The organism is Pseudomonas sp. ZT5P21 (assembly GCF_054897785.1).
On the sequence record NZ_CM142705.1, the window covers coordinates 1,562,643 to 1,577,272 of the forward strand.

General features: G+C 59.5%; 13 protein-coding genes. 11 read left to right on the plus strand and 2 right to left on the minus strand.

Annotated features, from left to right (window positions below):
- Positions 1-108: 108 nt before the first annotated feature.
- The 7 genes from ACYZT9_RS07145 (at position 109) to ACYZT9_RS07175 (ending at position 8,362) form a co-directional block, all read left to right on the plus strand.
- The gene (locus ACYZT9_RS07145; RefSeq protein ID WP_462009167.1) at positions 109-1,368 is read left to right on the plus strand and encodes a D-mannose isomerase; all 1,260 of its coding nucleotides are present in this window, start codon (positions 109-111) and stop codon (positions 1,366-1,368) included.
- Positions 1,369-1,485: 117 nt separating this feature from the next.
- Entirely contained in the window at positions 1,486-2,778 is a 1,293-nt protein-coding gene (locus ACYZT9_RS07150; protein WP_462009168.1) for an ABC transporter substrate-binding protein, read from the plus strand.
- Positions 2,779-2,934: 156 nt separating this feature from the next.
- The gene (locus ACYZT9_RS07155) at positions 2,935-3,843 is read left to right on the plus strand and encodes a carbohydrate ABC transporter permease (protein ID WP_462009169.1); all 909 of its coding nucleotides are present in this window, start codon (positions 2,935-2,937) and stop codon (positions 3,841-3,843) included.
- Positions 3,836-4,681, plus strand: a complete 846-nt coding sequence (locus ACYZT9_RS07160) for a carbohydrate ABC transporter permease (RefSeq protein WP_462009170.1) — start codon at positions 3,836-3,838, stop codon at positions 4,679-4,681. The genes ACYZT9_RS07155 and ACYZT9_RS07160 overlap by 8 nt, the downstream gene beginning before the upstream one ends.
- A gap of 3 nt (positions 4,682-4,684) precedes the next feature.
- Positions 4,685-5,845, plus strand: a complete 1,161-nt coding sequence (locus tag ACYZT9_RS07165) for an ABC transporter ATP-binding protein (protein WP_462009171.1) — start codon at positions 4,685-4,687, stop codon at positions 5,843-5,845.
- A 203-nt stretch (positions 5,846-6,048) separates the two neighbouring features.
- Positions 6,049-7,395 carry a carbohydrate porin gene (locus ACYZT9_RS07170; protein ID WP_462009172.1) on the plus strand — a complete coding sequence of 449 codons (1,347 nt, stop codon included), beginning with the start codon at positions 6,049-6,051 and terminating at the stop codon, positions 7,393-7,395.
- Between the two features lie 112 nt (positions 7,396-7,507).
- The gene (locus tag ACYZT9_RS07175) at positions 7,508-8,362 is read left to right on the plus strand and encodes a D-hexose-6-phosphate mutarotase (protein WP_462009173.1); all 855 of its coding nucleotides are present in this window, start codon (positions 7,508-7,510) and stop codon (positions 8,360-8,362) included.
- Between the two features lie 134 nt (positions 8,363-8,496).
- Here the strand turns inward: ACYZT9_RS07175 and ACYZT9_RS07180 are convergent, their stop codons facing one another.
- Entirely contained in the window at positions 8,497-9,357 is an 861-nt protein-coding gene (locus ACYZT9_RS07180) for a MurR/RpiR family transcriptional regulator (RefSeq protein WP_175649041.1), read from the minus strand.
- 242 nt (positions 9,358-9,599) lie between these two features.
- On the opposite strand from ACYZT9_RS07180, the gene zwf reads away from it, so the two are divergent.
- From zwf to ACYZT9_RS07200, 4 genes are all read left to right on the plus strand, one after another.
- Positions 9,600-11,069 (plus strand): glucose-6-phosphate dehydrogenase, encoded by a 1,470-nt coding sequence (gene zwf / locus ACYZT9_RS07185; protein ID WP_462009174.1) that lies wholly within the window; start codon positions 9,600-9,602, stop codon positions 11,067-11,069.
- A complete protein-coding gene (gene pgl / locus ACYZT9_RS07190; RefSeq protein WP_462009175.1) occupies positions 11,056-11,769 on the plus strand; it encodes a 6-phosphogluconolactonase in 714 nt (237 codons plus the stop codon). Before zwf ends, pgl begins: the two co-directional genes overlap by 14 nt.
- A gap of 17 nt (positions 11,770-11,786) precedes the next feature.
- On the plus strand, positions 11,787-12,452 hold the full coding sequence (locus ACYZT9_RS07195) for a bifunctional 4-hydroxy-2-oxoglutarate aldolase/2-dehydro-3-deoxy-phosphogluconate aldolase (protein ID WP_462009176.1): 666 nt from the start codon (positions 11,787-11,789) through the stop codon (positions 12,450-12,452).
- Positions 12,453-12,715: 263 nt separating this feature from the next.
- Entirely contained in the window at positions 12,716-13,441 is a 726-nt protein-coding gene (locus tag ACYZT9_RS07200) for an intradiol ring-cleavage dioxygenase (RefSeq protein WP_462009177.1), read from the plus strand.
- A 2-nt stretch (positions 13,442-13,443) separates the two neighbouring features.
- On the opposite strand, the gene ACYZT9_RS07205 is transcribed toward ACYZT9_RS07200, so the two are convergent.
- Positions 13,444-14,625 carry an aminotransferase class V-fold PLP-dependent enzyme gene (locus ACYZT9_RS07205; RefSeq protein ID WP_462009178.1) on the minus strand — a complete coding sequence of 394 codons (1,182 nt, stop codon included), beginning with the start codon at positions 14,623-14,625 and terminating at the stop codon, positions 13,444-13,446.
- Positions 14,626-14,630: the final 5 nt, after the last annotated feature.

Consider the following 14,630-nt stretch of genomic DNA (forward strand, 5'->3'; position numbering starts at 1 on the left):
TCCAAGGCCAATGTCACAAGTCGGTGACAGAACTCGCCCCCTTCGTTACAAGGCCGCCCCCGCCCGTTGTTTAGACTGCCCGCAGTCAAAACAACAAAAAAGGCACCCATGGACACTTTCCAACCCGCCTTCAGCAGTTGGCTGAACGCACCAGCCCATCAGCAATGGCTCGCCGCCGAAGGCCTGCGCCTGTTGGCGTTCGCCAAGGCGTCAAAGCTCCCCGATGGCTTCGGCAATCTCGATGAAAAGGGCCGCCTCCCAGCCAACGCCCACGCCGAAACCATGAACACCGCGCGCATGACCCACAGCTTTGCCATGGCGCACATACAGGGCCTGCCGGGTTTCGCCGAACTGGTGGATCATGGCGTCCAGGCACTCAGCGGCCCATTGAAAGATGCCAAACACGGTGGCTGGTTCGCCGCCCCCGAACACAGCGGCGGCAACACTGGCAAAGCAGCTTACCTGCATGCCTTCGTCGCCCTGGCCGCCAGTTCTGCCGTGGTCGCCCAGCGCCCCGGCGCGCAAGTTTTGCTCGATGACGCGATCAGCATCATCGACACGCATTTCTGGAGCGAGGAGGAGGGTGCGATGCGCGAATCCTTCAACCGTGACTGGAGTGAGGAAGAACGCTATCGCGGCGCCAACAGCAACATGCACGCCACCGAAGCTTTTCTCGCGCTGGCTGATGTCACCGAAGACAACCGCTGGCTGTGCCGTGCCCAACGCATCGTCGAGCGGGTCATCCATGGTCACGCCGCCGCCAATGACTATCGGGTGGTCGAGCATTTCGACCGCGACTGGCAACCTCTTCGCGAGTACAACCACGACAACCCGGCTGATGGTTTCCGGCCTTATGGCACCACACCGGGCCACGGTTTCGAATGGGCGCGGCTGTTGCTGCACCTCGAAGCCGCGCGGGTGCAGGCCGGAATGCTGACGCCGGGCTGGCTCATCACCGACGCGCAAAAACTCTTCGAGCACAGCTGCCGTCACGGCTGGGATGTCGACGGGCTGCCAGGGATTGTCTACACCCTCGACTGGGACAATCGCGCGGTGGTTCGCCATCGCCTGCACTGGACCCATTGCGAAGCCAGCGCCGCCGCCAGCGCGCTGCTCAAACGCACGGGCGAGGCGCAATACGAAACCTGGTACCGACTGTTCTGGGAATTCTGTGACAGTCATTTCATCGACCACTGCGATGGCAGTTGGTATCACGAGCTTGATCCGCAGAACCGCCCGAGCGCCGATATCTGGGCTGGCAAACCCGATCTCTACCACGCCTGGCAAGCCTTGCTGATTCCACGCCTGCCGCTGGCGCCGAGCATGGCCAGTGCCTTGGCAGGGTTGTCCCAGAGCGGTTCTATGTAACCATGCGGTGACATTTACGCGTCCCTTCGTTACCTGCGAAGGGATGACTCCCGTTTAAAATCCTATGCAGCGCAAGCACCAGACTTGCATGCATAACAACAAGAAAGGTACTTCCAGATGAATGCGATTTCTCGCCTCGCTACTGTCATTTCTCTCGCATCCCTGTTTCCCCTCAGTGCCCTTGCCGCCGATTCAAAAGGTTCAGTGGAAGTCGTTCACTGGTGGACGTCCGGTGGCGAAAAAGCAGCGGTCGATGTCCTCAAGGCTCAAGTCGAAAAAGATGGCTTTACCTGGAAGGACGGCGCAGTCGCCGGGGGTGGCGGTTCCACGGCCATGACCGTATTGAAAAGCCGCGCCGTCGCCGGTAACCCGCCGGGCGTTGCCCAGATCAAGGGGCCGGACATCCAGGAGTGGGGCAGCACCGGCCTGCTCAGCACCGACACCCTGAAAGACGTGGCCAAGTCGGAAAACTGGGATGGCCTGCTGTCGAAGAAAGTCTCCGACACCGTCAAGTACGAAGGTGACTACGTTGCTGTTCCGGTGAACATTCACCGTGTGAACTGGCTGTGGATCAACCCGCAAGTGTTCAAGAAAGCCGGGATCGACAAAGCCCCGACCACCCTCGAAGAATTCTATGCCGCTGGCGACAAGCTCAAAGCCGCCGGCTTCATCGCGCTCGCCCACGGTGGCCAGCCTTGGCAGGACAGCACTGTGTTTGAAGACGTGGTGCTCTCGGTCATGGGCGCCGACGGTTACAAAAAAGCACTGGTAGACCTGGATCAGAAAACCCTCTCCGGGCCTGAGATGATCAAGTCGTTCACCGAGTTGAAAAAAATCACTGGCTACATGGACCCGAACCGCGCCGGTCGTGACTGGAACATCGCGGCCGCCGAAGTCATCAACGGCAAGGCCGGTATGCAGATGATGGGCGACTGGGCGAAAAGCGAATGGACCGCTGCCAGCAAAGTCGCCGGCAAGGACTACCAGTGCGTGCCGTTCCCGGGCACCGAAAAAGCCTTCACCTACAACATCGACTCGATGGCGGTGTTCAAGCTGAAAGCTGATCGCAAGGGCGACATTGCCGCTCAGCAAGACCTGGCCAAGGTTGCTCTGGGCACAGACTTCCAGAAAGTCTTCAGCATCAACAAGGGGTCGATTCCGGTCCGCACCGACATGCTGAACGAGATGGACAAACTCGGTTTTGACGCCTGCGCTCAAACCGCCGCCAAGGACTTCCTGGCGGACGAGAAGACTGGCGGCCTGCAACCGAGCATGGCGCACAACATGGCCACTTCCCTGGCCGTGCAGGGCGCGATCTTCGACGTGGTCACTAACTTCATGAACGACAAGAATGCGGACCCGGCCAAGGCCAGCGCCCAACTGGCATCGGCTGTCAAAGCCGCCCAGTAATCCCCGGCACCGAGTGACCCCCTGTAGGAGCCGAGCTTGCTCGCGATGACGGACTGACATTCAAAACAGATGTCGGCTGTTACACCGCTATCGCGAGCAAGCTCGGCTCCTAAAAGGATCCGTGCCGATTCAATTCTCTAAACCTGGATTATCCCGATGAGCTCTGTGGCGGTTTTCAGCAAAGCCTCACCGTTCGATGCGCTGCAACGCTGGCTACCCAAGTTGGTACTCGCGCCGAGCATGCTGATCGTGTTGGTTGGTTTCTACGGTTACATCATCTGGACATTCGTACTGTCCTTCACCAATTCCAGCTTCATGCCGAGCTATAAGTGGGTCGGCCTGCAGCAGTACATCCGTCTGATGGACAACGATCGCTGGTGGGTCGCGAGCAAGAACCTCGCGGTGTTCGGCGGCATGTTCATTGGCATCAGTCTTATCCTGGGCGTGTTCCTCGCGGTGCTGCTGGATCAGCGTATTCGCAAGGAAGGCTTCATCCGCACCGTCTACCTGTACCCGATGGCGCTCTCGATGATCGTTACCGGTACGGCGTGGAAATGGCTGCTCAACCCGGGCCTGGGCCTGGACAAAATGCTGCGTGACTGGGGCTGGGAAGGCTTTCGTCTCGACTGGCTGGTGGATCAGGATCGCGTCGTCTACTGCCTGGTGATTGCTGCCGTGTGGCAAGCCTCCGGGTTTGTGATGGCGATGTTTCTCGCCGGCCTGCGCGGTGTGGATCAATCGATCATCCGTGCCGCGCAAGTCGACGGCGCGAGCCTGCCGACCATCTATTTGAAGATCGTGCTGCCAAGCCTGCGCCCGGTGTTTTTCAGCGCCTTCATGATCCTTGCGCACATCGCGATCAAGAGCTTCGACCTGGTGGCGGCCATGACCGCGGGCGGCCCCGGCTACTCGTCCGACCTGCCGGCGATGTTCATGTATTCCTTCACCTTCAGCCGTGGCCAGATGGGTATTGGTTCGGCCAGCGCCATGCTGATGCTCGGCGCCGTGCTGACCATCCTCGTGCCGTACCTGTACTCCGAGCTGCGAGGCAAACGCCATGACTAATCAACTCGGAAAACCAGCGCTGAGTTTCAGCCGCATCGCGATCTATGCAACTTTGCTGTTGGCCGCCGCGATCTATCTGATCCCACTGGTGGTGATGCTGCTGACCAGCTTCAAATCCCCTGAAGACATCCGCACCGGCAACCTGCTGAGCTGGCCGACCGTGATCGATGGCATCGGCTGGTTCAAGGCCTGGGACGTGGTAGGCGGCTACTTCTGGAACTCGGTGAAAATCACCGTGCCGGCGGTTCTGATCTCCACCTTCATCGGTGCCATGAATGGTTACGTGTTGTCGATGTGGCGCTTCCGTGGTTCGCAACTGTTTTTCGGTCTGCTGCTGTTCGGCTGCTTCCTGCCGTTCCAGACCGTGCTGCTGCCAGCCTCGTTCACCCTCGGCAAGTTCGGCCTGGCGAACACCACGACGGGTCTGGTGCTGGTGCACGTGGTCTACGGCCTGGCATTCACCACGCTGTTCTTCCGCAACTATTACGTGAGCATTCCGGATGCGCTGGTCAAGGCTGCACGCCTGGATGGCGCCGGCTTCTTCACGATTTTCTGGAAGATCCTGCTGCCGATGTCGATCCCGATCGTGATGGTCTGCCTGATCTGGCAGTTCACCCAGATCTGGAATGACTTCCTGTTCGGCGTGGTCTTCGCCAGTGGCGATGCCCAGCCAATTACCGTGGCCCTGAACAACCTGGTCAACACCAGCACCGGGGCCAAGGAATACAACGTTGATATGGCCGCCGCGATGATCGCCGGGCTGCCGACACTGCTGGTCTACATATTCGCTGGCAAGTATTTCCTGCGTGGGCTGACGTCCGGCGCGGTCAAGGGGTAGAACATGGCAACTCTCGAATTACGCAACGTCAACAAGACCTACGGCGCCGGTTTGCCGGACACCCTGAAAAACATCGAACTGAAGATCGATGACGGTGAGTTCCTGATCCTGGTCGGCCCGTCAGGCTGCGGTAAATCCACACTGATGAACTGCATTGCCGGCCTGGAAACCATCAGCGGCGGGGCAATTCTGGTGGACGACGCTGACATCAGCGGCATGAGCCCGAAAGATCGCGACATCGCCATGGTGTTCCAGTCGTACGCGCTGTACCCGACCATGAGCGTGCGCGACAACATCGCCTTCGGCCTGAAGATTCGCAAAATGCCCGCCGCTGAAATCGACGAAGAAGTTGCCCGTGTCGCCAAGCTGCTGCAGATCGAACATTTGCTCAGTCGCAAGCCGGGCCAGCTTTCCGGTGGCCAGCAACAGCGCGTGGCGATGGGGCGTGCCCTGGCGCGGCGGCCGAAGATTTATCTGTTCGACGAGCCGCTGTCCAACCTCGACGCCAAGCTGCGCGTCGAGATGCGCACTGAAATGAAACTGATGCACCAGCGCCTGAAAACCACCACGGTCTACGTGACCCACGACCAGATCGAAGCGATGACTCTGGGCGACAAGGTGGCGGTGATGAAGGATGGGATCATTCAACAGTTTGGTACGCCAAAAGACATCTACAACAACCCGGCCAACCTGTTCGTGGCGAGCTTCATCGGTTCGCCACCGATGAACTTCATCCCTCTGCGTTTGCAGCGCAAGGACGGTCGTTTGCTGGCGTTGCTCGACAGCGGTCAGGCACGTTGCGAATTGCCGCTGGGCATGCAGGACGCCGGTCTCGAAGACCGCGAAGTGATCCTCGGTATGCGCCCTGAGCAGATCGTGCTGGCGGGCAGCGAGCCGAACGGTTTGCCGACCATTCGCGCCGAAGTGCAGGTCACCGAACCGACCGGTCCCGACACGCTGGTATTCGTCAATCTCAACGACACCAAAGTCTGCTGCCGCCTGGCGCCGGACGTTGCGCCGGCCGTGGGCGAAACCCTGACCCTGCAATTCGATCCATCGAAAGTGCTGCTGTTTGATGCGAAGACCGGGGAGCGTCTGGGGGCTGCCGGCCTGCCAAAGACCGAAGTTCACAGCGCTAACGTGACCCAATTCAAAGGCCGCTGAAGATCAAAGCTGTAGGAGCGAGCTTGCTCGCGATGGACGAGAACGATAACGCAGGCTGTCTGAATTAACGCGTTGTCCTGAGGTTTTTCGCGAGCAAGCTCGCTCCTACAAGGGGATATGCGGTGAGCGGCCTGTCGCTCTCCGCAACCGATGTAACCGCGTTAAATAAAAACAGTTAATAACAATAAAACGAGGATGTAGGGATGAAGAAGAAGACCAACGCTCAGCTTATCTGCCAGTTGTCCGCAGTTGCGGCAATGATGCTGGCTGGTAGTGTGCACGCGGCTGACGCGTTTAGCGCCGATTCCGAATGGATGACCGGCGATTGGGGCGGCGAGCGGACCAAGCTGATCGAGCAGGGCATCGACATCAAGATGGACTACGTCGGTGAAGTGGGTGGCAACCTGCACGGTGGCTACAACAACGACAAGACCGCACGTTATGCCGACCAGTTTGGTCTGGGCGTGGCGCTGGACCTGGAAAAGCTGTGGGGCTGGGATAACACTCAGGCGAAGATCCAGCTGACCAACCGAAACGGCGAGAACATCTCCAATGACCGCGTCGGCGACCCGCGTGCCGGCACCTTGAGTTCTTCCCAGGAAGTCTTCGGCCGTGGCCATATGGTCCGTCTGACCCAATTGTGGATCAAGCACCAGTTCCTCGACGGCAAACTGGACGTCAAAGCCGGTTACTTCGGCGAAGGCGAAGACTTCAACACTTTCCCTTGCGAGTTCCAGAACCTGGCGTTCTGCGGTTCCCAGGTGGGTAACTGGGCGACCAACATCTGGTACAACTGGCCGGTCAGCCAGGCCGCGCTCCGTGTGAAATACAACATCTCGCCGCAGTTCTATGCACAGATCGGCGCGTACAACCAGAACCCTTCGCAACTGGAGCACGGTAACGGCTTCAAGCTGAGCGGCAGTGGCACCAAGGGCACCGTTATCCCGGTCGAACTGGTCTGGTTGCCTAACCCGAACAACCTGCCGGGCGAATACCGTGTCGGTTATTACAAAAGCACGGCCAACGCCGACGACGTTCGCGAAGACGCCAACGGTAATGACGCGGCCACCAGCGGCAACGCTTACCGCAGCCACGACAGTAAATCCGGCTACTGGTTTGTGGCACAGCAACAGCTGACCGACCACAACGGTGACAAGAGCCGCGGTCTGACCGTTTCGGCCAATGCCACGTTCCACGACAAGGACACCAACATCGTCGACAACTACCAGTCGCTGATGTTTGTGTACAAGGGCCCGTTTGATGCTCGTCCAAAAGATGACGTCGGCATCGGTTTTGCCCGTATCCATGTCAACGACGACGTGAAGAAAAATGCCGAGCTGGTCAATGCCGCCAATGGTGTCACCCAGTACGAAGATCCGCTGTTCTCGCCACTGCGCAACACCGAGTACAACTACGAGATCAACTACGGTTTCCACGTTACCAACTGGCTGACCGTGCGTCCTAACCTGCAATACATCACTCACCCGGGCGGGGTGGATGAAGTCGATAACGCGCTGGTGGCCGGCCTGAAAATTCAGTCGGTGTTCTAACGCTGTTGCGATAAGCTCCTCTCTATGTGCGCATTTTTGCGGACAGCCCAGGCTGTCCGCTTTTTTTTGGGGCGGCGCACCCAGGTAAAGATGAAATTCAGGACCGTGGCACATGCATGAGCATCCGCTACAACGCTTCTTCAAATCCTTGCGCGAACGTCCGGTGTTCGCGTGGGAGCGCTATCAGATGCGCGACGTGTTGGTGATCGATCACCCGCTGTGTCAGGCGGTGTTCAGTCGGCAGGGCGCGCAATTGCTGCACTTCCAGCCCAGAGGGCAGAAACCCTGGCTCTGGTGCGCAGCGAAGTGGCCACACGTCGGCGCGATTCGCGGTGGCGTGCCGGTGTGTTGGCCGTGGTACGGCCGGCATCCGAGTGAAAACGCGTGGCCATCTCATGGCTGGGCACGGTTGCTGGACTGGAAACTGCTCGACAGCAGCCATGATGACGATGGCGTGCACCTGCACTGGCAACTGCAGTTGTGTGACTGGCAAGTTGACCTGCATGCCCACCTTGGCGAACGCATGGATTTGCGCCTGAGCACCGAGCATCAGGACAGTCTGCCGTGCCAATTGAGTCAGGCGTTGCATGCCTATTGGCGTATCGGTGATGTTGGTGAGGTAGCGCTGTCTGGGCTCGACGGTGCGCAAGGCTATGACCAGTTGAACCGCCAGGTTTGCCAGCAGGAAGGCGAGTTGCGGGTAGAGGGTGGCTGTCAGCGCGTGTTCCAGCATGACGGCGAATTACAGCTCAAGGACCATGCCTGGCAGCGGGAATTGTGCATCGATACGGGTGACCATGCGGACACGGTGGTCTGGCATCCGGGGGCGCGGCCGTTACTGGGGGTGAGCTGGAACGAGATTTCCGAGTTTGTGTGTGTCGAGGCGGCGAGTGGCGGGACCGACAGCCTGAGCCTGGCGCCGGGGCAGAAGGCGCATTTGAGTTTGCAGGCGCGGGTTGGGGCATGATTTTGCGGTGTTGCGGCTGACGCCTTCGCGAGCAAGCCCGCTCCCACATTTGATCGGCACTGTGTCCGCTGGAGATCTAGTGTGGGAGCGGGCTTGCTCGCGAAGAGGCCGGGTCATTCAATGGATATTTCGGGTTAGTTGAACTCGTCACCCACCGGATACCGGCTCGCGTTCAGACTCTCCTTGATCTTGCGCAAATGCGGCTGGAAATCCACGCCCCGACGCAAGGTCATGCCGGTGGCGAGGACATCAAGCACGGTCAGCTGAATGATCCGCGAGGTCATCGGCATGTAGATGTCGGTGTCTTCTGGCAGCGGGATGTTCAGGCTCAATGTACTGGCCTTGGCCAGCGGCGACCCTTCGGCCGTCAGTCCCAGCACCGAAGCGCCGTTTTCCCGGGCGATACGCGCCACTTCCACCAGTTCGCGGGTGCGGCCGGTGTAGGAAATGATCACGAACAACTCGCCGGTGTGGGCCACCGACGCAATCATTCGCTGCATCAGTACATCCGCATGAGCGGTCACGGCCAGATTGAAGCGGAAGAATTTGTGCTGCGCATCCAGCGCCACCGGGGCTGAGGCGCCGAGGCCGAAGAAGTGGATCTGCCGGGCCTGGATCAACAGGTCGACGGCGCGGCTGATCAGGTTCGGGTCCAGGGCCTGCAATGCACTGTCCAGCGACGCGATGGCGCTGCCGAAAATCTTCTTGGTATACGCTTCCGGATTGTCATCGGCCTCGACCGCCCGGCTGACATACGCCGCGCCACTGGCCAGGCTCTGGGCCAACTGAAGCTTGAGTTCCGGGTAGCCGCTGACGCCGAACGAACGGCAGAAACGGTTCACCGTCGGCTCGCTGACCTTGGAGGCCTGGGCGAGGGCTGCGATGCTGAACCGGGTGGCCTGCTGTGGATTGAGCAGGATTACTTCGGCGACTTTGCGTTCCGCCTTGTTGAGGTCTTCAAGGCGATTCTGGATCTGTTCCAGTAAATTTCGCACGCGGTCCATATGATTTCCTAGGTTCGCCTACAAGAGTGCTCTGCAATGCAAATAAGGGTGTTGCTATGCAAATTGGGCCTTTGATGCGGCCCCAAGCGGTGGCCTATCCTACTGATGGCTCCGACCGACCACCACTCGGAATCCATATTTTGCGAAAATGTTGTGGTTATTACTACATTTTCTCTTGAGCGATGCCTTGAAAAAAGGTATTTGTAGCTTAACTTGATAAAAGAACAAACATCATGCCTTCGATTACGGTTGAACCGTGCACCTTTGCCTTGTTCGGCGCCCTCGGCGATCTGGCCTTGCGCAAGCTGTTTCCTGCCCTTTATCAACTCGATGGTGCAGGCTTGTTGCACGAGGACACGCGAGTCATCGCGCTGGCCCGTGAGCCCGGCAGCGAGCAGGAGCATCTGGCGTTCATCGCTTCCGAGCTGCGCCGCTACGTCGGTGCCAAAGAGCTGGACGAAGCGGTGGTCGAACGCTTTCTGGCCCGTTTGAGTTATCTGCACGTCGATTTCCTCAAGTCCGAAGACTACGTGGCCCTGGCCGAAATGGCTGGCAGCGCTCAACGAGTGATTGCCTACTTCGCCACGCCGGCCGCCGTGTACGGCGCGATCTGCGAGAACCTGGCGAAAGTCGGTCTTGCCGAGAACACCCGCGTGGTGCTGGAAAAACCCATCGGTTCCGATCTGGAATCCTCGCGCAAGGTCAACGATGCCGTGGCGCAGTTCTTCCCGGAGAACCGCACCTACCGCATCGACCACTACCTGGGCAAAGAGACCGTTCAAAACCTCATCGCCCTGCGTTTCGCCAACAGCCTGTTCGAAACCCAGTGGAACCAGAATTACATCTCCCACGTGGAAATCACCGTGGCCGAGAAGGTCGGTATCGAAGGCCGCTGGGGCTACTTCGACAAGGCCGGTCAGCTGCGGGACATGATCCAGAATCACCTGCTGCAACTGCTCTGTCTGATCGCCATGGATCCGCCGGCCGACCTGTCCGCCGACAGCATCCGCGACGAGAAAGTCAAAGTCCTCAAGGCACTGGCACCGATCAGCCCGGAGGGTCTGACCACACAAGTGGTGCGCGGCCAATACATCGCCGGTTACAGCGAAGGAAAGCCGGTGCCGGGCTACCTGGAAGAACCGAATTCGAACACCCAGAGCGACACCGAAACCTTCGTCGCCCTGCGTGCTGACATCCGCAACTGGCGTTGGGCCGGCGTGCCGTTCTACCTGCGTACCGGCAAGCGCATGCCGCAAAAGCTGTCGCAGATCGTCATCCACTTCAAGGAACCGTCGCACTACATCTTCGCCCCGGAGCAGCGCCTGCAGATCAGCAACAAGCTGATTATCCGCCTGCAACCGGACGAAGGCATTTCCTTGCGCGTGATGACCAAAGAACAAGGCCTGGACAAGGGCATGCAGCTGCGTAGCGGTCCGTTGCAGCTGAATTTTTCCGACACCTGGCGCAGCGCACGGATTCCCGATGCCTACGAGCGGTTGTTGCTGGAAGTGATGCGCGGCAATCAGAACCTGTTTGTCCGTAAAGATGAAATCGAAGCCGCGTGGAAGTGGTGTGACCAGTTGATCGCCGGGTGGAAAAAATCCGGTGATGCGCCCAAGCCGTACGCGGCCGGGTCCTGGGGACCGATGAGTTCCATTGCTCTGATCACGCGGGACGGGAGGTCGTGGTATGGCGATATCTGAATTGAAACTGCCTCAGGGCGTCAGCGCTCATGAGTTCAAGAGCCCGGTGTTGCTGGCCGATGGTTTGGCACTGAAGGTAGTCAAACAACTGAGTGACGCGATCGACGCTCGCGGGACCGCGACGCTGGTGGTGTCCGGTGGCCGCAGCCCGGTGGCTTTTTTCCAGAACCTGGCCAAGCAGAAACTGGACTGGTCCAAGGTCTTCGTGACTCTGGCCGATGAGCGCTGGGTTCCGGTGGAACATGCCGACAGCAACGCCGGTCTGCTCAAGCGTTACTTGTTGCAAGGTCCAGCGGCCCAGGCTCAGTTCCTGAGTCTGTACAGCGCCACCGCGAACCTGGAACAAGCCGCCGAGCAAGCCGACCGCCTGTTGACAGAGCTGCCACCGATCGACGTGCTGATTCTCGGCATGGGCGACGACGGCCACACCGCGTCGCTGTTCCCGAACAGCCCGAACCTGGCCGACGCCCTGAAATCCGACGGCACACGTCGTTGCTGGCCAATGCTGGCGCCAACCGTGCCGCATCAACGCCTGACCATGAGTCGCGCGCTGCTGGCCTCGGCCAAACACACTGTTCTATCGATTTCCGGTCAGTCCAAGCTGACCACCTTGAGTGTCGCATTGGCCGGTGACGATGTCGCCGCCATGCCGATTCGCGCGTTTCTGCAACCTACGTTAGAGATTTACTGGTGCCCATGAGCCAAGGAACAGCCGCTATGAAAAACCCATCCCCGACCGTTTCCATGGCGGACAAAGTTGCCCTGATCGACAGCCTCTGCGCCAAGGCGCGGATTCTGCCGGTGATCACCATTGCTCGTGAGCAGGACGTGCTGCCGCTGGCGGACGCACTCGCGGCCGGTGGCCTGACCGCGCTGGAAGTGACCCTGCGTTCGCAGTTCGGCCTCAAGGCTATCCAGATCCTGCGCGAGCAGCGTCCGGAACTGGTGACCGGTGCCGGCACCGTGCTCGATCGCCACATGCTGGCCGCCGCTGAAGCGGCGGGTTCGCAGTTCATCGTCACGCCAGGGATCACCCGTGACCTGCTCGAAGCCAGCGTCGACAGCCCGATTCCGCTGTTGCCAGGTATCAGCAACGCCTCGGGCATCATGGAAGGCTACGGTCTGGGCTATCGCCGCTTCAAGCTGTTCCCGGCGGAAGTCAGCGGTGGCGTCGCGGCCATCAAGGCCCTGGGCGGCCCGTTCGGCGAAGTGAGATTCTGCCCGACCGGCGGCGTTAGTCCGGCCAACATCAAAAGCTACATGGCGTTGAAAAACGTGATGTGCGTGGGCGGTAGCTGGATGCTTGATCCGGAGTGGATCAAGAATGGCGATTGGGCCCGCATTCAGGAATGCACCGCCGAGGCCTTGGCGCTGCTGGACTGATCTGCTTTACCTGACACTTCGTTGTGTGTTCTACGGCTTTACGGTGCGCTTGGTCGGTGCACCGTTTTTTTTTGCCCAACACAAAACCCTTGTGGGAGCGGGCTTGCTCGCGAAAGCGGTGTATCAGCCGAATAAATGTTGAATGTGCCTCCGTCTTCGCGAGCAAGCCCGCTCCCACAGGGGACATCACGCGATACATAGTTACCGCATCTCTTCACTCGCCCGGCGTTAACCTGCGTTCATCTTATGGAAGAGAGAACGACATGGACGACCACACCTCAGTTGCACCCTCCGCAGCGGCTTACCTGCTGTCACCCGAACAGATCGCCGGCCCGTATTTTCGAAACCCGAAACTGATCAGACGAAACATCAGCGAAGGCATGGACGGCATCCCACTGGTGCTGAGACTGACGATCGTCGATGCGATGACCGGTCAGCCGGTCAACGGCGCCATCGTCGATATCTGGCATTGCAATGCGCGTGGTGCGTATTCGGGCTGGAGCAAGATCGACCCGGACAAGGAAGTCGACGTCGGCGATATCGGCGCGATCCCGCGAACCGACGACGAGACCTACCTGCGCGGCGGGCAGTTCACGGACCTCAAAGGCATCGTGCGCTTCTCCACGATCTATCCGGGGTTCTATGCCGGGCGTGCGTTGCACATTCACGTCGCTGTACGCGTGACGGCCGGCAACAACTATCTGGAAGAACGTCACGTCGCCTGGGTCGGTCAGCTGTACTTTCCCGAAGTGGTTTCACGCACCGTACTCAACGCCAGGGTCTACAGCGGTCGAACCATCGCGGCGCTGACGAACGATCAGGATTTTTTCTATGAAACCATGGGCGGCGAAGCCTCGACCCTGAGCATTCATACCCTCAGTCGCGACTCGAAAGAAGACGGATTTTTCGGCCACATGACCATCGGCATCGACACCTTTGCAGCGTCATCGCAGATCAAACCGGAGGATTTCGACAAATACACCGTGTGACGTCAGCACAGTTCGTGCAGTGCCTTGCTCAATACGTCCATATGCGCTGCGGTGGTGGTCAGCCCCGGTGTGATGCGGATGCACGGGCCACACGCTGCACCGCTGCGCATCACGGTAAACAGGTTGTAGTCCTTGAGCAGCCGCTCGACCATTGCCTGCTGGTCGGCATGTCGGGTAAAGCGCATCGACGTGATGCCGCAGTACAGTCGCGGGTCTTCCGGGGTCATGACTTCGATGCCCGGAAGCTCGCGTACCGCGTTGACCCACCGGTTACGCAGGTAATTGAGCCGTGCACCCTTGGCCGCCGAACCGCCCATGGCCCGATGCTCCTCGAACACCAGCGGCAGCGTCAGTAACGCCGGGATGTTGGGCGTGCTGTACGGTGTGCGGGCGCGAATGTCAGTGATCGGGAAATGCACCTCGCCCATGTCCGGGTCGATGTCGGCCAGGCGCTCCGGGGCGATATAGATAAAACCCAGGGTCAACGGCGCGCCGATCCATTTATGCAGGTTGAAACCGGCAAATGCGACGCCGAGATCATTGAGGTTGAATTCGATCTGGCCGAGGGCATGGGCGCCGTCGAGGATCACGTCGATACCGTATTCCTTGGCTGCGGCGACAAGCGCTTTCACCGGCATCACCAGCCCGGTGCGGTGGGTGACATGGGTGAGCGCCATCAGCTTGAGCTTTGGATAACGCGCGAAAGCGTCGTGATAGGTGGCCAGCAAACTGTCGAAGCTGGCGGGGTGCACATGTTCGATCTCGATCACTTCCACGCCGCGATGCCGGGCTAGCCAACGCATCGCACCTTTGACCGTGTCGTACTCTAGATCGCAGATCAGCACCTGATCGCCCGGCTGCAGGCGATTGTAGTTGCGGATCAGCGATAGCAAACCGTCAGACGCGTTGTGGGTGAAGGCAACGGTGTCGGCGGACACGCCAATCAGATCGGCCAGTTGTGTGCAAAGCTGCTGGCTTTCGCCTTGTTCGAAGCGCTGACGCACGTGCACCGAGTTGCGGCGGTTGATGAGTTCGATGTTGCGTTGGTATTCCTCGACCACCGTACGCGACATGCGCCCGAAGTAACCGTTTTCCAGGTTCACCGGTCCGGGTTCGACGGCATAGCGGTCGGCAAAGATCTGCCAAAACGTTTCATCACGGGCGCGGCGGGTGTTATCGGGCATGGGGA